Annotated in this window: 13 protein-coding genes and 2 pseudogenes; 10 read left to right on the top strand and 5 right to left on the bottom strand. The window is 74.6% G+C overall.

Annotated elements, in window-relative coordinates; genetic code table 11:
• Nucleotides 1-454, bottom strand: a 454-nt coding sequence (locus B1205_RS30800) for an adenylate/guanylate cyclase domain-containing protein (protein ID WP_254909669.1), incomplete at its 3' end; no start/stop codon positions are given.
• A gap of 189 nt (nt 455-643) precedes the next feature.
• Between B1205_RS30800 and B1205_RS03255 the strand changes: the two are divergent.
• The 3 genes and pseudogenes from B1205_RS03255 to B1205_RS03245 all read left to right on the top strand — a co-directional run bounded on the left by B1205_RS03255 (nt 644) and on the right by B1205_RS03245 (nt 6,430).
• Nucleotides 644-3,489, top strand: a pseudogene (locus B1205_RS03255) (helix-turn-helix transcriptional regulator).
• A 60-nt stretch (nt 3,490-3,549) separates the two neighbouring features.
• On the top strand, nt 3,550-4,317 hold the full coding sequence (locus B1205_RS03250; protein ID WP_089154387.1) for a DUF5995 family protein: 768 nt from the start codon (nt 3,550-3,552) through the stop codon (nt 4,315-4,317).
• 289 nt (nt 4,318-4,606) lie between these two features.
• Nucleotides 4,607-6,430, top strand: coding sequence for an amino acid transporter (locus B1205_RS03245; protein WP_254909668.1), 1,824 nt, complete (start codon nt 4,607-4,609; stop codon nt 6,428-6,430).
• An 84-nt stretch (nt 6,431-6,514) separates the two neighbouring features.
• Here the strand turns inward: B1205_RS03245 and B1205_RS03240 are convergent, their stop codons facing one another.
• From B1205_RS03240 to B1205_RS03220, 4 genes are all read right to left on the bottom strand, one after another.
• Complete coding sequence (locus tag B1205_RS03240) at nt 6,515-6,721, bottom strand: hypothetical protein (protein ID WP_089154226.1); 207 nt, start codon at nt 6,719-6,721, stop codon at nt 6,515-6,517.
• Nucleotides 6,722-7,407: 686 nt separating this feature from the next.
• Nucleotides 7,408-8,748 carry a helix-hairpin-helix domain-containing protein gene (locus B1205_RS33265; protein ID WP_441338435.1) on the bottom strand — a complete coding sequence of 447 codons (1,341 nt, stop codon included), beginning with the start codon at nt 8,746-8,748 and terminating at the stop codon, nt 7,408-7,410.
• A 197-nt stretch (nt 8,749-8,945) separates the two neighbouring features.
• Nucleotides 8,946-9,293: a TcmI family type II polyketide cyclase gene (locus B1205_RS03225; RefSeq protein WP_089154225.1), complete on the bottom strand. Its 348-nt coding sequence runs from the start codon at nt 9,291-9,293 to the stop codon at nt 8,946-8,948.
• A gap of 85 nt (nt 9,294-9,378) precedes the next feature.
• Nucleotides 9,379-10,167, bottom strand: coding sequence for a BTAD domain-containing putative transcriptional regulator (locus tag B1205_RS03220; RefSeq protein WP_089154224.1), 789 nt, complete (start codon nt 10,165-10,167; stop codon nt 9,379-9,381).
• Between the two features lie 408 nt (nt 10,168-10,575).
• On the opposite strand from B1205_RS03220, the gene B1205_RS03215 reads away from it, so the two are divergent.
• The 7 genes and pseudogenes from B1205_RS03215 to B1205_RS03185 all read left to right on the top strand — a co-directional run.
• A complete protein-coding gene (locus tag B1205_RS03215; protein WP_089154223.1) occupies nt 10,576-10,908 on the top strand; it encodes a TcmI family type II polyketide cyclase in 333 nt (110 codons plus the stop codon).
• Nucleotides 10,905-12,523, top strand: a pseudogene (locus tag B1205_RS03210) (acetyl-CoA carboxylase carboxyltransferase subunit alpha); the annotation flags it as partial. The gene B1205_RS03215 and the pseudogene B1205_RS03210, both read left to right, overlap by 4 nt.
• A gap of 266 nt (nt 12,524-12,789) precedes the next feature.
• The gene (accB, locus tag B1205_RS03205; RefSeq protein WP_089154222.1) at nt 12,790-13,266 is read left to right on the top strand and encodes an acetyl-CoA carboxylase biotin carboxyl carrier protein; all 477 of its coding nucleotides are present in this window, start codon (nt 12,790-12,792) and stop codon (nt 13,264-13,266) included.
• Nucleotides 13,266-14,729 (top strand): acetyl-CoA carboxylase biotin carboxylase subunit, encoded by a 1,464-nt coding sequence (locus tag B1205_RS03200; protein ID WP_089154221.1) that lies wholly within the window; start codon nt 13,266-13,268, stop codon nt 14,727-14,729. Before accB ends, B1205_RS03200 begins: the two co-directional genes overlap by 1 nt.
• The gene (locus B1205_RS03195; RefSeq protein WP_089154220.1) at nt 14,726-15,433 is read left to right on the top strand and encodes an SRPBCC family protein; all 708 of its coding nucleotides are present in this window, start codon (nt 14,726-14,728) and stop codon (nt 15,431-15,433) included. Before B1205_RS03200 ends, B1205_RS03195 begins: the two co-directional genes overlap by 4 nt.
• Nucleotides 15,430-15,840 carry a cupin domain-containing protein gene (locus tag B1205_RS03190; protein ID WP_089154219.1) on the top strand — a complete coding sequence of 137 codons (411 nt, stop codon included), beginning with the start codon at nt 15,430-15,432 and terminating at the stop codon, nt 15,838-15,840. The genes B1205_RS03195 and B1205_RS03190 overlap by 4 nt, the downstream gene beginning before the upstream one ends.
• Nucleotides 15,837-16,995: beta-ketoacyl-[acyl-carrier-protein] synthase family protein (locus B1205_RS03185; RefSeq protein ID WP_089154218.1), on the top strand; the 1,159-nt coding region annotated here is incomplete at its 3' end. The genes B1205_RS03190 and B1205_RS03185, both read left to right, overlap by 4 nt.

Below are 16,995 nucleotides of genomic sequence, written 5' to 3'. Positions count from 1 at the left end.
CCGCGGTGGTGATCACCGCGCCGCTGGCCGCACCGTGCCCGCCGTCGCGGGCCCCGGTCAGGTCCACCAGCACCTCGCCGGTCGCGACGCCCACCCGGACCCGCAGCCCGGCGTCGCCGACCGGTCGGCGCTCCAGCGCCGCCTGGATCTCCAGCCCGGCCCGCACCGCACGGTACGCCTCGAAGCCGTCGCAGCCGTGCGTGCCGAACAGCGCCATCACCGCGTCGCCGACGTACTTCTCCACCACGCCCCGCCACCGGCGCAGCACCCCGGAGACGGTGCCGAAGTAGGTCCGTTGCAGCGCCCGTACGTCCTCCGGGTCGAGCCGTTCCATCACGGCGGTGGACCCGACGATGTCGACGAAGAGCACGGTGACCGTGCGACGTTCCTCCGGCACCGGCCAGCGCGCCGCGCCGAACGCGGCCTGACTCCCCACGGGCGTGGTGATCACCATCGCACCCACCCTTTCCCTGGTCCGGTGCCCGACGACCTCCGGACACTTTCACCACCGGGCCCACGGGGGATCGGTAGGACGACGTATGTCGGCCACGCGCAACCGTTAGTCGTGTTGTCGACGCGAGGAGTACGAGAAGGGCCCTGAGGCCGTAGAACGGTGCGGGGCCGTGTGGCTAGGCTGCCTCCCATGGCCAGCGACGTGGACACCGCACCGCTCGTCGGCCGTGCCGGTACCGTCGCGACGCTGCGGTCAGCGCTGCTCGACGACGTCGCCCCCGGGCACACCGCGGCGGTGTTCCTCACCGGCGAGAGCGGCGTGGGCAAGAGCCGACTGCTGGGCGAGGTCGGCGACCGGTTACGGCAGGCCGGGGCGCTGGTCCTCNGCTGCGCCGTCTCGACGCCGACCTCGCCGAGGCGCGCACCACCTCGGCGATCCGCGGCCTGCTCCAGGTCTTCGACGAGGAGACCCCCGAGCCGGACGGCGCCGGCGCGCTGCTGGAACGCGTGGCCCAGGGCCTGCACCTGGTCGCCGGCGGCCGGCCGCTGGTGCTCGTCCTCGACGACCTCCAGTGGGTCGACCGGAGCACCCGCCAGCTCCTGCTGTACCTGCTCGCCGGCCTGGGCGACCTCCAGTTGTCCGTGCTCGCCGCGATCCGGGCCGAAGCGCTGCGGGGCGCGCACCCGCTGCGCCGGGTGCTCACCGAGCTGCGGCGGTTGCGCTCGGTCCGGGTGGTCGACCTGGCGCCGCTGGACCGGGCCGGCACCGACGAACTGGCCGCCGCGATCGTCGGCACGCCCCTGCCCGCGGAGGCGGCGGACCAGCTGTGGCAGCGCAGCGGCGGCAACCCGTTCGTGGTGGAGGAACTGGCCCGCGAGCGCCGCGACGGCCGCGACGGTCTCTCCGACACGCTGCGCGAGGTCTTCCTGGACCGCGTCGACGCGCTGCCGCAGCCGGCGCACGCGGTGGTGCACGCCGTCGCCGCCGGCGTCGAGCCGGTCGAGCACTGGCTGCTGGCCCAGGTGGTCCGGCTGCCCGAGGACGCGCTGATCGAGGCGGTCCGTGAGGCGGTGGCGCACCGCCTGCTGGTCGGCGCGGACGACGGCTACCGGCTGCGGCACCGGCTGGTCGCCGAGATCCTCGCCCACGAGTTGCTGCCCGCCGAGCGGGCCGCGCTGCACCGCCGCTACGCCGAGGCGCTCACCGCGGTCNGGCAGGCCGGCGAGCCGGCCCGGGCGCTGCCGGCGGCCATGGCCGCCGCCCGCGAGGCGGAACGACTGCACGGGTACGCCGAGGCGCACCGCCACTGGTCCGCCGCGCTGGCCCTGGCCGCCGCGCCGACCCCGGTGCACCCCGACGACGGCCGGCCGGAGCCGGTCGAGGTGGACCGCGCGGAGCTGCTCAGCCACGCCGCCGAGGCGGCGCACCACAGTGGAGAGCACGCCCGCGCGCTGAGCCTGCTGGCGGAGCTGACCGCCGACCCGGCCGGCCCGCCGGCCTGCGCCATGCACATCCGGCGGGCCCGTTACCTGGCCGCCGCCGGCCGTTCCGCCCCGGCCGAGGAGGAGTACCGGCGGGTGCTCGAATCGGCCGACTGCACGCCGCACGAGCGGTGCACCGCCGCCGCCCGGCTGGCCGAGCTGCTGCTGCACCTGGGCCGCTACGCCGAGGCCGGCGAGCAGGCGCGGGCGGCCCTCGACCTCGCCGCCGGGGTGCCCGGCTCCACCTCCGAGGTGGTGATGGCGAGCGCCGCGCTGGGGTTCAGCGAGGCGTTCCTGGAGGACCCGACGGAGGGCCTGGCGGTCATGCGCCGGGCGCTGGACACCGCCGAGTCCGCCGGCCGGCCCGAGGACGTCGCCTGCGCGTACCTGCACCTCGCCGAGCTGCTCACCGGGCCGCTGAACATCCTTGAGGAAGGCGTCGTGGTGGCCCGTCGCGGCGCCGAGCGCGTCGCCGAGCTGGGGCTCGGGCGCACCTGGGAGACACGTCTGCTGGCGGTCGCGACGAACGGGCTGTTCCGGGTGGGGCAGTGGGCGGAGGCGGAGAAGGTCGTCGCCGCCGCGCTGCGGCACCGCCCGTCCGGCGCCGACGCGGTGGAGCTGCTGCTGGCCCGGTGCCGGCTCTCCGTCGGGTACGGCGACGTCGAGGCGTCCGACCGTGACCTGGAGGCGGTCGCGACGGTGCTGGCCGGCGGCGGCGCCCGGCACGTGCTGCCGATGCTCATCCTGCGCGCCGGGCTGGCCATGTGGCAGGGCCGGCACGACCTGGCCCGGCAGGCCGTCCAGCGGGGGCTGACCGAGAGCCGCTCCGACGACGTCATCGTGCTGGCCACGCTGGCCTGGCACGGGCTGCGGGCGGAGGCCGAGGCGGCGGCCAGCCGTACGGTCGAGGTGGACCCGACCGCGGTGCGCCGGCTGCGCGAGGTGGTCGAGCGGGTGTCCCGCACGAGCAAGCAGGCGGGCGCTCCGGTGCGCTACGTCGCCGACGGCTTCCTGGCGCTGTGCGACGCCGAGTTGAGCCGGCTCGACGACGGCCGCGGCGACCCCGAGCTGTGGGGCCGCTCGGCCACCGAGTGGGACCGGCGCCACCACCCCTACCCGGCGGCGTACTCCCGCCTGCGGCAGGCCGAGGCGCTGCTCGCCCGGCGCAGCCGGGTGGCCACCGCCGGCAAGCTGCTGCGTCAGGCCCACGCGACGGCGTTGTCGCTGGGCGCGGTGCCGCTGCGCGCGGAGATCCGTACGCTGGCCAGCCGGGCCCGGGTGACCCTGGACGACGCGCCGGATGCCGCGTCGGTGCCCCGGCCGCGGCCGGCGGCGCCCGCCGTGCCGGACATGGACGAGCTGGCGGTGCTGACCGCGCGGGAACGCGAGGTCCTCGCCGCGGTCGCCGAGGGGTTGACCAACAAGGAGATCGGCCAGCGGCTGTTCATCAGCGAGCGGACCATCGGCGTGCACGTGTCGCACATCTTCGACAAGCTCCAGGTCCGCACCCGCGTGCAGGCCAGCGCCATCTTCCTGCGCAACCGGCCGCAGTAGACGCCACCGGCGGCAATACGTCGTTCTACTGATCCCGTGCGCCTACGGCACTGGCAGGCTCTGCGGCGGAATCGGGTGGCGTCGTCGGGGCGCCGACCATCGTGGAGGAAAGATGNCCCCGCCGACGTGCCGGCGGTCGTCGACCATCTCACCAAGTTGCAGGACCTGCTGGTCCGGCTTCCTCCGTTGGAGGCGAGCTGCCCGCTCGCCGACTTCAACAAGCTCTACCTGGTGATCACCAGCACGGTGCTCGACGGCCTCTACGACGACCGCTTCGTCGACCCGGCGTTCCTGGCCCGGCTGGACGTGGAGTTCGCCGCCCGTTACTTCGAGGCGCTGCGGTTCTGGACCGACTCCAGCCCGAGCACGCCGAAGGCCTGGTCGTGCCTCTTCCGGCGGATGCGCGGCCCGGACGCCCGGCCGCTGCCGTCGGCCGCCGCGGGGGTGAACGCGCACATCAACTACGACCTGCCGTTCGCGCTGGTGACCACGCTGGAGAGCCTGGAGTCCGAGCCGGTCGACGGCAGCGACCAGCACCGCGACTACCTGGAGATCAACAAGATCTTCGCCGAGCGCATCCCGGAGCTGCGTCGCGGCTACCTGGACCACTGGCAGCTCATGATCGACATGGTGAACGGCGACATCGACGACTGGTACCAGGGCGAGCTGGTGGAATACACCCGGAACGTGGCCTGGCGCAACGCGCAGAAGATCTGGCACTGCCGGCACGACCCGGACGCCCGCGAGTGCGAGCGGACGCGGCTGGACGAGAACGCCGCGCTGCTCGGCCGGCTGCTGCTGTCACCCCTCGGGGCGTTCCTGCAGTAGCTCGGCCGAGGGCCCCGATCCGGCATTCCGCCGGGTCGCGCCCCGGGTACCGCCTACCGTTTTGGCATGGCGCAGGCACGGGACGGGAAGCAGCCCCGGCGTACGCGGGACCGCCGCCGCGAGGCGCACGCCGCCGCGGCGGCCCGGGCCGGTCAACACACCGAGCACGGCGAGCGCTCCGGCCCCGTGCCGNGACCGGCTGCACCGCTGGCTGTTCGCGCACCGGGTCGAGCCGGTCGGCCCGGAGGTACGGGAACACCAGGAGCGGTCCCACCCGTGGTGGCAGGTGATGTGCCTGACCGGCGTCGACTACTTCTCCACCCTGTCCTACCTACCCGGCATCGCGGCGGTCGCGGCCGGCGCGCTCAGCCCGCTCGCCACCCTGCTGATCGTGGCGCTGACCCTGTTCGGGATGCTGCCCATGTACCGCCGGGTGGCCGGGGAGAGCCCGCACGGGCAGGGCTCGGTGGCCATGCTGGAACGGCTGCTGCCGTTCTGGCGCGGCAAGGTCTTCGTACTGGTGCTGCTCGGCTTCGTGGCCACCTCGTGGATCATCACGATCACGCTCTCCGCCGCCGACGCCACGGTGCACCTGCTGGAGAACCCGGTCCTGCCCGACTCCTTCCCGCACGGCGCCACGGCCGCGGTGCTGGTGACCGTGGCGCTGCTACTGGTGCTCGGCGGGGTGTTCCTGCTCGGGTTCAGCGAGGCCGTGCAGGTCGCCATCCCGCTCGTGGCGGTCTTCCTCGTGTTGAACGCGATCGTGGTGGTCGCCGGCCTGGCCCAGGTCGCCGCCGACCCCGGCCTGCTCAGCGAGTGGACCGGCCGGCTGACCCGGGTCGGCGGCGCCGGGGACGTGCTGGCCACCAGCGTCCTCGCCTTCCCGCTGCTGGTGCTGGGCCTGTCCGGCTTCGAGACCGGGGTGAGCATGATGCCGCTGGTCCGGGGCGACGGCGACGAGCCGGAGCACCGGCTCGCCGCCCGGATCCGCAACACCCGGCGGCTGCTCGCCACCGCCGCGCTGATCATGTCGGTCTACCTGGTGGCGACCACGTTCGTCACCACCGTGCTGATCCCGCCGGAGGCGTTCGGTCCCGGCGGGGCGGCCAACGGCCGGGCCCTGGCCTTCCTCGCCCACCAGCACCTCGGGGAGGCGTTCGGCACCGTCTACGACCTCAGCAGCGTGCTCATCCTCTGGTTCGCCGGCGCCTCCGCCATGGCCGGGCTGATCAACATCGTGCCCCGGTACCTGCCCTCCTACGGGATGGCGCCGGAGTGGGGGCGGGCGGTGCGCCCGGTGGTGCTGGTCTACACCGCGATCAGCATCGCCATCACCGTCGCCTTCGCCGCCGACGTCAACGCGCAGGCCGGCGCGTACGCCACCGGCATCCTGGCGATGATGGTCTCCGGGGCGATCGCGGTGACCATCTCGGCGCTGCGCGCCCGGCACCGGGTCGCCGCCGCCGGGTTCGCGGCGCTCACCGCCGTGCTGCTGTACGCGCTGGCGGAGAACGTCGTCGAGAAGCCCGACGGCATCACCATCTCCGGCTTCTTCATCGCCGGGATCGTCGCGGTGTCGCTGATCTCCCGGGTCACCCGGACCACCGAGCTGCGCGCCGAGCGGATCGAGTTCGACGAGGCGGCCCGCCGGTTCGTCGACGAGTCCGTCGCCCGTGACGGGCGGCTGCACCTGATCGCCAACAAGCGGCAACGCGGCTCGGTCAAGGAGTACCGGGTCAAGGAGCGGGCCCAGCGGTCCATGAACCCGGTCCCGGGCGCCGCCGACGTGCTCTTCCTGGAGATCGACGTGAGCGATCCGTCGCAGTTCAGCCAGGTGCTGCGGGTGCACGGGGTGGAAGCCGGCGAGTACCGCATCCTGCGGGCCCGCAGCCCCGCCGCGCCGAACGCGATCGCGGCGATCCTGCTGGCCCTGCGCGACGCCACCGGGGTTCGCCCGCACTGCCACTTCGAGTGGTCGGAGGGGAACCCGATAGCGCACCTGTTGCGCTACCTCATCCTGGGCCGCGGCGACACCCCGCCGGTGGTGCGGGAGATCATCCGCAAGTCGGAGCCGGACCCCACCCGGCGCCCCGGCATCCACGTCGGCGGTTGACGTGTAAGGAGGGGGCCCTTGTTAACGCATTCGGTAGAGCAGGGGCNGGGGGCGGGGGCCGGGGAGGCGCAGGCAGGCGGCGACCTACTTGGACGGCTCCGGGAGCTTGCAGTCGATCTTCGGGTTGGCGCCGATGTAGTTGAGCGGGCCGGCGACGATGGTGACCAGGATCGTGCCCGCCTCCGCGCAGTTGGTGTCGTCGTTGCCGTAGTAGCCGCGCTGCCCTGCGGCGATCGCGCCGATGACGAGCCAGATGACGACCAGGACGCCGAATATCGAGGTGCCGCGCATCAGTTGCCTCCACTGGGGTTGTGGTGGATTCGAGGTGGAGGGCATGTACCCCGCGCGCGTCGTCCGCCAAACGGCGCACCGACGCCGACGCGGCCGATTCCGATTACCGGCGTGGTCGCCCGGGGCGGTGACGCGACGTCGGCTCCGACCGTCACAGGCGGTCGACGGCGTCACCCCGCTCCTCGGTCAGGCCACCCGCTGCTCGGTGACGGCCCCGTGCCGGCGATCTGGCCGACGGCGGCGAGCGCGCCGAGCCGGGCCATGCACCGGGCCCGGGCCAGCCGGAGAACCGAGATGGCTGACGGCTGACATCCGTTACCAGGTGTTGTCGTGCGTCGCTCCTGTCCCGGTCAGCCAGGGCGCCGGGGGAGCATGAGTCGGACGGCGATGCGGATGACCGGCTACGGGCCCGAAAAATGAGAGACCGGATGCGTCCGAGATGGATCGTCGAGCCCTTTACCCAGCGCCTTGATCGTCTCGATCCTGGTTCACGCAGGGGATCACCGGCCGGTGAAGGTGGGGAGTTTGTGCCTCGCCAGTTCGGCGCGGTGGCGGGGTCGGTCAGCGAAGGATGTGGCCGTTTCGGCGACGTGGTGATGGCCTCGTGTGACGACTCGGTGGAGCACCGGACGCGGCGGGCCGGCGGTGACCGCTGGTCACCACCGGCCCGGCGTGGGGAGTGACGGTTACTCGGCAGCGGTCGGAAGCACCCGCTCAGCGTCGGCGCGGGCACCGGCCAGCACCTTCGCCTGCTGCGGCCAGGTCGCGAGGCCGGGCGCGGCGCGCAGCCCGGCGGCCTTCACGGTCTCCCGCAGCGCCGTCTCGTCGAGCGCGGCGAGCTGCTGGTAGGTCCGGATGCCAGCGTCCTGCAGGGCGGCGGCCAGCTTCGGGCCGATGCCCTGGATGCGCCGGAAGTCGTCCGGCGTCTCCCCGTCCGTCGTGGCGGGCGCGTCGTTCTCGGCGGAGGCGCGCGGCGTCGGCGCGACAGCCGGCGCGGCCGCCACGGTCGGACCGGTAGCCGACCCGGTCGACCCGGACACCGGGTCGACGGCCGCGGCGGCTGGCTCGCCGACCTCGCCGTCTGGTGCCGGCTCCGCGGTGACCGGCGACTGAGCAGACCCGGCGGTGACCGGCTCCGGCCCGGTGGCGACGGGACGGGGCTCGGTGGCGACGGAGCCGGGCTTGGCGGTGGCCGGCTCGGGCTCGGCGGCGGCCACCGCAACGGGGTCCGTGGCGACCGGCTCGGGCTCGGCGGCGGCGGCCACTGCGGCGGGGGCGGTGGTCGCTGCGGCCGGCGTCGGCCCGGCGGTGGTGGTGGCCGGATCGGCTTCGGCGTCGGGAACGAGCGGCTCCGGCCCGGTCGAGGCGTCGGTGGTCGCCGACCCGGTGGGAGCGGGCGTGGCCGTGGCGACCGGCTCCGTGGCCGGAGCGGCCAGGGCCGGCTCGGCGATGGTGGCCGGGCCGGGGGACGGGTCGGACCGCGTGGGTTCCGCGACGTCGACCGGCTCCACCGAGGTCGGCTCCACCGACGTCGGCTCCGGCTCGGTCAGCGTGGCCGTTGCGGCGACCGGCGTCGACGCGTTCACCGGCTCCTGCGCCGAATCGGCCGGGAAGACCACGTCCGGCTCCGACCCGGCGGACTCGGAGACAGCGGGTTCGGAGTCGGTCGACGCGGCGGTGGTCCCGGCGGTCGAGACGGCGTCGGCGGGCTCGGAGGTGGTCGAGGCGGCGGGTTCGGAGTCGGTCGTGTCGGCGGGCTCGGAGACGACGATGGGCTGGGCGTCGGTGTCCGGGCCGGTCGGGGTCGTCTGCTCGGTCACGGCGGCGGGTGCGGGCGTCTCGTCCACCACGGCGGCCGGCTGCGGCTCGTCGACGGTGGCGGTCACCACGGGGGCCGGGGTGGCACTCTCCACCGTGGGCGCCGTGGCGCCGGCGCCGGCCCGGCGGCCGCTGACCACCCAGCCGACGGCCAGTCCGATGAGCAGGGCCAGGATCACGAGCAGCCACTGCCCGAAGCTCGACGGCATGGCGGACCTCCCTTGTATGCGTGCGCGACGGTCGCGAGAAAACTCGGGGCAGCTTCGCACACGTGCGCGCGGGGCGACAGGCAGGTCGGCGGTCGGCCCCGCCCGTGGGACCGGTCCTGGCGGGCGGTGGTCGGCGAATGACCGAGGGTGTTTCGCGGGTGGGCCGGGACCGGGTGCCGGTCTGTGGGCCGGGCCGCTCAGCGGACGCGGTCGGGCGCCGGGGCGTCGGCGGAGTCCCAGCTGTAGAAGCAGCCCGCCACGGCGTCCCGGGGGGAGTGCCAGGTCGGCAGGTACGGCGAGGTGTGTGCGGAGAGACGTTCGTTGACCCGTTCGTAGAGCGGGTGGCCGCGTAGTTCGGCGGCCGACTCCGGGGCCACGTCGACGGTCTCCATCAGGTGTACGCACAGGTCGTGCAGGTAGTACAACGACCGGTGCCGGATGCCGGTGAGCCGGGGCAGTTCGGTGGCGTCGGACTCGGCGAAGATCTGCGCCACCCGGCCCTGCGACCCGGGCACGATCCGGCTGACCACCATCAGTCGACTCATCGGAACCCCTCTCGCCGCGCCGACCCCGGCCGGACGGCGGCGGTCGTCGTGTGTCCACCGTGCCGGTCGGGCTGTCACCTCGCCGTCACGGCGTACCCCGGGGCATTGATGGCGGGGGTGACGTCGGTGCGGCGCCGCGTTGGTGCGGCGCGGCGCTGGCCCGGCGGATCGGGGCGAGGGTCTCCTCGAGCAGGGCGGTCATGGCCGGCGACGGTTCCAGGCGCAGTTCGCGCAGGAGCAGGTCCCGGTAGACGTAGAAGGAGTGGACGGCCTCGAACGCGTTGCCCTCGGCCAGGTGGATGCGGACGACGAGGCGGTGCGGGGTCTCCCGCAGCGGCTCGGCTGCCATCGCCTCCAGGGCCGCTTCCAGCGCCTCGCCGTGCCGGCCGGCGGCGAGGTGGTTGCCGGCGAGTTCCTCCAGCATGTGCAGGCGTAGCTGGCGCAGCCGTTCGCGTTCGAGCAGCACCCAGTCGTCGTACCAGCCGGGGAGCAGGTCGTGCCGGCCGGCGCCGGCGGCGCCGCGGGGGACCGCGCCGTCGCGTACCCGGCCGGCGGTCTCGACCAGCTCGTCCACGTCGAGGCGGACGGCGGGTCCGAGGCGGACGGTGTCGCCGTCGGTGCGCAGCGGGCAGCACGGGTCCTGGCGCAGCCGCCACAGCGCGGTACGCAGCGAGGACAGCGCCCGCTCCTCGGGGGTTTCGGGCCAGAGCAGCCCGGCGAGGTGGCTGCGGGTGGCGGCTGGGCGCAGCCCGATGAGCGCGATGACGCGTTGCAGCCCGCGGGGCACCACCACCGGCGTGTCGTCGTGCAGGAGCTGGAATCCGCCGAGCAGGTGCAGTGCCACCCGGGGGGCGGGATCTCCCGCCGTCGGCATCCTCGATCCACCGGACACGGCGCACCCCCCAGCACCGGAACCCTCGTCCGGACCGTCCTGTCTGTTCGGAACGCCTCCGCCACGGCCGGCGACGTCCATCGTGAGCCGAGGTGAGCGGAACGGAGAATATCAACCTCTGTTACTCTCAGTCAACGATCGATGTTCTCGTTGGCTATCCGTGACAGACTCGTAAGTCGTCCGTGATCTGCGAATAAGTGTCGTCAACACGAGTCGGATATCGATCTTCGCATAGCTCACGCACAGTTTGCGTCAACGCAGCGTCACCATCTTTGTGGCTCGATGGGGCCCGGTTGACGCCCGGTTGACGGCCCCCGCGGCACGGTGGCGCCTATCCGTGCGGCGTGACCGGTCCGCCGCGCACCGGGACGTACCCAGGGGAGGCCGCGAATGGACCGCTCGCTCATCGTCGCCAAGGTGGTGCCCACCGCCGAGGACCGGGTCGCCGAGATCTTCGCCGAGTCCGACGCGACCGAGCTGCCCGGCCTGGTCGGCGTGCGGCACCGGTCCCTCTACCGGCTGCACGACCTCTACGTGCACCTGCTGGAGACGGAGACGCCGGCGCAGGATGCGGTGGAGGACGCCCGTGGGCATCCGGAGTTCGTCCGGATCAGCGAGCGGCTGCGGCCGTACGTCTCGCCGTACCTGTCGACCTGGCGCTCGCCCCGCGACGCCATGGCGCACTGCTTCTACCGGTACGACGCCGTCGGGCGGCGGCCGTGACCACCACCGCGCCCCGCGACGAGCAGCTCTGGTCGCGCTGCGACGGCTGCGCCTCGCTGCTCTACCGCAAGCGGCTGCGCCGCAACCTGGACGTCTGCCCGGAGTGCGGCGCGCACGCCCGGCTGGACGCGCCGGACCGGGTGGCGCAGCTCGTCGATCCGGACTCGTTCGTCCCGCTGCCGGAGCGGGCGGTCCGGGTCGANGGCTCGGCGCGGCCCGCGCCGGCACCGGCCTGGACGAGGCGGTGCTCTGCGGCACCGCCCGCCTGGGCGGGCACCCGGTCGCGCTGGCGGTGATGGACTTCCGTTTCCTCGGCGGCAGCCTCGGCTGCGCGGTCGGCGAGCTGATCACCCGGACCGCCGAGCGGGCGCTGGCCGACGGCATTCCGCTGGTGCTGGTCACCGCGTCCGGCGGGGCGCGGATGCAGGAGGGCGCGCTGTCGCTGATGCAGATGGCCACGGTCAGCCAGGCCCTGGCCGGGTTGCGCGAGGCGGGTCTGCTCACGGTCAGCGTGGTCACCGACCCCACGTACGGTGGGGTGGCCGCGTCGTTCGCCACCAACACCGACGTGGTGCTGGCCGAGAGCGGGGCCCGGCTGGGTTTCGCCGGCCCCCGGGTGATCCGCCAGGTCACCGGCGCGGCGCTGCCCGACGGTTTCCAGACCGCGGAGTACCTTCAGCGGCACGGCCAGGTCGACCTGGTGGTGCCGCGGCACGCCCTGCGGGGGCGGCTGACCGCGCTGCTCGCCGCCGCGGACGCGGGGCGCCGTCCACCGGCGGTCGGCCCGGCGCCCCGCCCGGCGCCACCACCGTCGGCCGCGCCGGCCCGCGACCCCTGGGAGACGGTACGCACGGCCCGGCACCCGGGCAGACCGACCACCCTGGACTACCTGGAGACCGCGTTCGACGGCTTCGTCGAGCTGCACGGCGACCGCCTCGGCGCGGACTGCCCCGCGATCGTCGGTGGCGTCGCCCGGCTCGACGGCCGACCGGTGATGGTCATCGGGCACCAGAAGGGGCACACCACCGCGGAGCTGGTGGCCCGCAACTTCGGTATGGCCAGCCCGGCCGGGCACCGCAAGGCGCTGCGGCTGATGCGCCTCGCGGCCCGCCTCCGGCTGCCGGTGGTGACGCTGGTGGACACGCCGGGCGCCGACCCGGGGGTGACCGCCGAGCAGCAGGGCCAGGCCGCCGCGATCGCGGAGAACATCCTCGCGTTGAGCGTGCTGCCCACCCCGGTGGTGGCGGTGGTGACCGGTGAGGGCGGCAGCGGCGGCGCGCTCGCGTTGGCGGTCGCCGACCGGGTCCTCATGTTGGAGCACGCGGTCTACTCGGTGATCAGCCCGGAGGGCTGCGCCGCGATCCTCTGGCCGGACAGCTCCGCCGCCCCGCAGGCCGCGCGGGCGCTGCGGCTCACCGGCGCCGACCTGTGCCGGCTCGGCGTGGTCGACGAGCTGGTGCCGGAGCCGCGCCCGGCCGCGCACGGCGACCCGGCCGCCGCGGCCGAGCTGCTGGGCCGGGCGGTCGCGGCGAATCTCGCCCCGCTGCTCGCGGTCCCCCCGGCGACGCTGGTGCGCCGCCGCCGGCAGCGTTTCCGCCGCTTCGGCGCGGCCCGTTCCGTGGACCCGTCGACCGTGAGCGTGTCGGTTCCCGCCGGCCCGACGGCCGCGACCACGCCGCGCGGCGCCGCCGGTCCGTCGCGTGCGGTCGGGCCGGGCAGTGCCACCGACGCCACGCCGCGCGGCGCCGCCGGTCCGTCGGGTGCGGTCGGGCCGGACGGTGGCGCCGCCGCGTCGGGTGCGGCCGCACCGGTACGCGCCGCCGACGCGTCGCGCCGCCGACCCGCCCCCGGGCCGGGGTGTGACCGGCCGGAGGTGGCGTGATGACCGACGACCGGGCCGGGCAGGTGTTGGACGAACTGCGCCGGCAGGCCCGGCACCTGGTCGCCGACCTGGCCGGGCCGGTACGCCGGGTCCGGCTGCGCAGCGGCGACGCGGCGCTGGAGGTGGAGTGGCACGACCCGGTGCCGTCGCCGCGTACCGGGGTCCCGCCGGCCGCCGGGCCGGCGACGCGGGCCGGCGCGGAGAACGCGCCCGCGGCGGACCGGCCGACCGTGCGGGCGCCCGTGGTGGGCACCTTCTACCGCGCCCCCGAACCCGGGGCGATGCCGTTCGTCGCGGTCGGCGACCTGGTCCGGCCGGGCCAGGTGATCGGCATCGTCGAGGCGATGAAGCTGATGAACGAGGTGACCGCCGGTCAGGCCGGGCGGGTGGCGGAGGTGCTGGTCGAGGACGGCAAGCCGGTCGAGTACGACCAGCCGCTGATCGCCCTGGACCCGGTCACCGGACAGGACGCCTGATGTTCGACACGGTGCTGATCGCCAACCGGGGGGAGATCGCGTTGCGGGTGCTGCGCGCCTGCCGGGAGTTGGGCGTGCGGACGGTGGTGGTGCACTCCAGCGCCGACGCCGACTCGCTGCCGGTACGACTGGCCGACGAGGCGGTGCGGATCGGGCCGGCGGCGAGCCGGCGCAGCTACCTCAACGCCGCGGCGATCGTCGAGGCGGCCCGGCAGACCGGCGCGCAGGCGGTGCATCCGGGCTACGGCTTCCTCTCCGAGGATGCCGACTTCGCCGAGATCTGTGCCGAGAACGGGCTGGTCTTCATCGGCCCGCCGCCGGCGGTGATGGCCGCGCTCGCGGACAAGTCGACCGCGCGGGCGTTGATGAGCCGGGCCGGCCTGCCGCTGCCACCGGGCAGCGTGCGGACGCTGCCGACCGTCGCCGAGGCGCAGCAGGTGGCCGCCGAGGTCGGCTACCCGGTGATCGTCAAGGCGGCGGCCGGCGGGGGCGGGCGCGGGATGACCGTGGTGCGCGCCGCCGCCGAGCTGCCCCGCGCGTACGCCCGCACCCGGGCCGCCGCGCAGGTCGCGTTCGGCGACGACCGGGTGTACGTGGAGCGCTATCTCGCCGACGCCCGTCACGTCGAGGTGCAGGTGCTCTGCGACGCCCACGGCAACGGCGTGCACCTGGGCACCCGGGACTGCTCGGTGCAGCGCCGGCACCAGAAGCTCATCGAGGAGGCCCCGGTGCCCGCGCTGCGGCCGGCCACGCTGGACGCGCTCGCCGAGGTCGCCCTGCGCGGCGCGCTGTCGGTCGGCTTCACCGGCGCCGGCACGGTGGAGTTCCTGGTGGACGAGGCGGAACGCGCCCACTTCCTGGAGATCAACTGTCGGATCCAGGTGGAGCACCCGGTCACCGAGCTGGTCACCGGCGTCGACCTGGTGCAGGAGCAGTTGCATGTGGCCGCCGGCACCCCGCTGCGCCTGCGGCAGTCCGACGTGCGGCTGCGCGGGGTGGCGATCGAGTGCCGGGTCAACGTGGAGGACCCGGACCGGGACTTCACGCCTGCGCCCGGCCGCCTCGACCGGTTCCGCCCGCCGGGCGGCCCGTTCACCCGGGTCGACACGCACGGCCACGTCGGCTATCTGGTCAGCCCGCACTACGACTCGCTGCTGGCCAAGGTGGCGGTCTGGGCGCCGGACCGGGATGCCGCGCTGGCCCGGCTGGACCGGGCCCTGGCCGAGTTCGACGTGGCCGGCCCGGGGGTGCGCACCACCATCCCGTTCGCCCGCCGGGTGCTGCGCGATCCCGCGTTCCGGGCCGCCCGACACACCACCGCGCTCGTCGAACGCCTGCTCGCCCCGCGCCCCGAAGCCGACCCGCACGCCGTGCCCGATCCGCGCGCCGGGGTCGACCCGGACGCCCGTACCCCCGCTCCCGCCGTGAACGCCGCCGGCCCGACCACCTGGAGGAACCGATGACCGTCGCCCCCGACCGACCGCTCGCCAGCGAGATCACCGACATCCTGGTGACCCACTGCGGCCTGGACCCCGACGCCGCCGCCACCGCCCCGGCGGCGAGCCTGGAGGAACTGGGCATGGATTCGCTGGCGTTGCTCGAACTGTCCGCCGTCGTGGCCGACCGGTGGCGGGTGCGGATCCCCGAACAGGCCGGCCGGCTCAGCATCGCCGGCGTCGCCGACCTGGTCGCCCGCCGCGCCGACCCGCCCGGGCACACCGAGAACGCCGTCGACATCGCCGCGCCGCTGCCGCTGGTCTGGGAGATCACCAACGACGTGGCCCGGTGGACCGACCTGTTCACCGAGTACGCGGTGGTGGAGATCCTGCACCGCGACGGCGACACCGTCCGCTTCCGGCTCACCATGCACCCCGACGAGAACGGCGTGGCGTGGAGCTGGGTCAGCGAACGCACCGCCGACCCGGCCCGCCGGGAGGTGCACGCCCGGCGGGTGGAGACCGGACCGTTCGAGTACATGCGGATCCACTGGCGGTACCACGAGATCCCCGGCGGCACCCGGATGACCTGGACGCAGGACTTCGCCATGAAGCCCACCGCGCCGGTCGACAACGCCGGCATGACCGAACGGATCAACACCAACAGCAAGATCCAGCTCGCCGTGATCAGGGAACGGATCGAGCGGGCACACGCGGGAGGACCACGATGACCGACACCACCACCGCCCGGGTCTCCGTCCACGACGTCGCCCCCGACCGGCGCCGCGGCGGCGAGCTGCGGGTGCTGCTCGGCCCGAAGACCGTCGGCAGCACCTCCGGTTTCCTGGGGGTGGCCGCGCTCGCGCCGGGGGAGCGGATCGCCGAGCACTACCACCCGTACAGCGAGGAGTTCCTCTACGTCGCCCACGGCACGATCACCGTCGACCTGGACGACCGGCCGGTGCCGCTGGCGGCCGGGGAGGCGCTCTACGTGCCGAAGGACGTCCGGCACCGGCTGCGCAACACCGGCGACGAGCCGGCCGAGGTGGTCTTCCACCTCGGCCCGCTCGCCCCCCGCCCGGAACTGGGCCACGTCGACACCGAGAGCGCCGCCCCACCGCCACGGGAGCCGTCGTGACCGGCCGGCGTACGGTGGTCACCGGCGTCGGTGTGGTCGCGCCCGGCGGCGCCACCCGGGACCGGTTCTGGAAGACGATCACCGAGGGGCGCACCGCCACCCGGCGGATCAGCTTCTTCGACCCGTCGCCGTTCCGCTCGCAGATCGCCGCCGAGTGCGACTTCGACCCGGACGCCGCCGGGATCACCCTCGCCGAACGGCAGCGCGCCGACCGATACGTGCAGTTCGCGCTCGCCTGCTCCGCCGAGGCGCTCGCGGACAGCGGCCTGAGCCTCACCGACGCCGAGCGGGAACGCGCCGGCGTGGTGCTCGGCACCGCCGTCGGCGGCACCATGGCCCTGGAGCAGGAGTACGTGCGGGTCAGCGACTCCGGCCGGCACTGGCTGGTCGACCACGCGCTCGGCGGGCCGTACCTCTACCAGGCGCTGATCCCCAGCAGCCTGGCCGCCGACGTGGCCTGCCGGCACGGCCTGCACGGCCCGGCCCAGGTCATCTCCACCGGCTGCACCTCCGGGCTCGACGCGATCGGGTACGCCCATCAGCTCGTCGCCGACGGCGAGGCCGACGTGGTGCTGGCCGGCGCCGCCGACTCGCCGATCTCCCCGGTCACCGTCGCCTCGTTCGACGCGATCGGGGCCACCAGCCCGGACAACGACGACCCGGAGCACGCCTCCCGGCCGTTCGACGCCGACCGGCATGGCTTCGTGCTCGCCGAGGGCGCGGCGGTGCTGGTGCTGGAGGAGGCCGGACACGCCCGCCGCCGGGGCGCGCACGTCTACTGCGAGGTGGCCGGCTACGCCAGCCGCAGCAACGGTTTCCACATGACCGGGCTGCGGCCGGACGGCGCCGAGATGGCGGTGGCCATCACCGACGCGCTGCGGCAGGCCCGGCTCGCCCCGTCCGCCGTGTCGTACGTCAGCGCGCACGGCTCCGGCACCCGGCAGAACGACCGGCACGAGACCGCGGCGTTCAAGCGGGCGCTCGGCTCGGCCGCGTACCGGGTGCCGATCAGTTCGATCAAGTCGATGGTCGGGCACTCGCTCGGCGCGATCGGCTCGATCGAGATGGCCGCCTGCGCGCTGGCCATCGAGTACGGGGTGGTCCCGCCGACGGCCAACTGGGCCACCCGGGACCCGGAGTGCGACCTGGACTACG

Source organism: Micromonospora sp. NBS 11-29, assembly GCF_002140155.1.
Classification (GTDB): Bacteria; Actinomycetota; Actinomycetes; order Mycobacteriales; family Micromonosporaceae; genus Micromonospora.
This window is presented reverse-complemented; position numbering and strand designations above follow the sequence as displayed.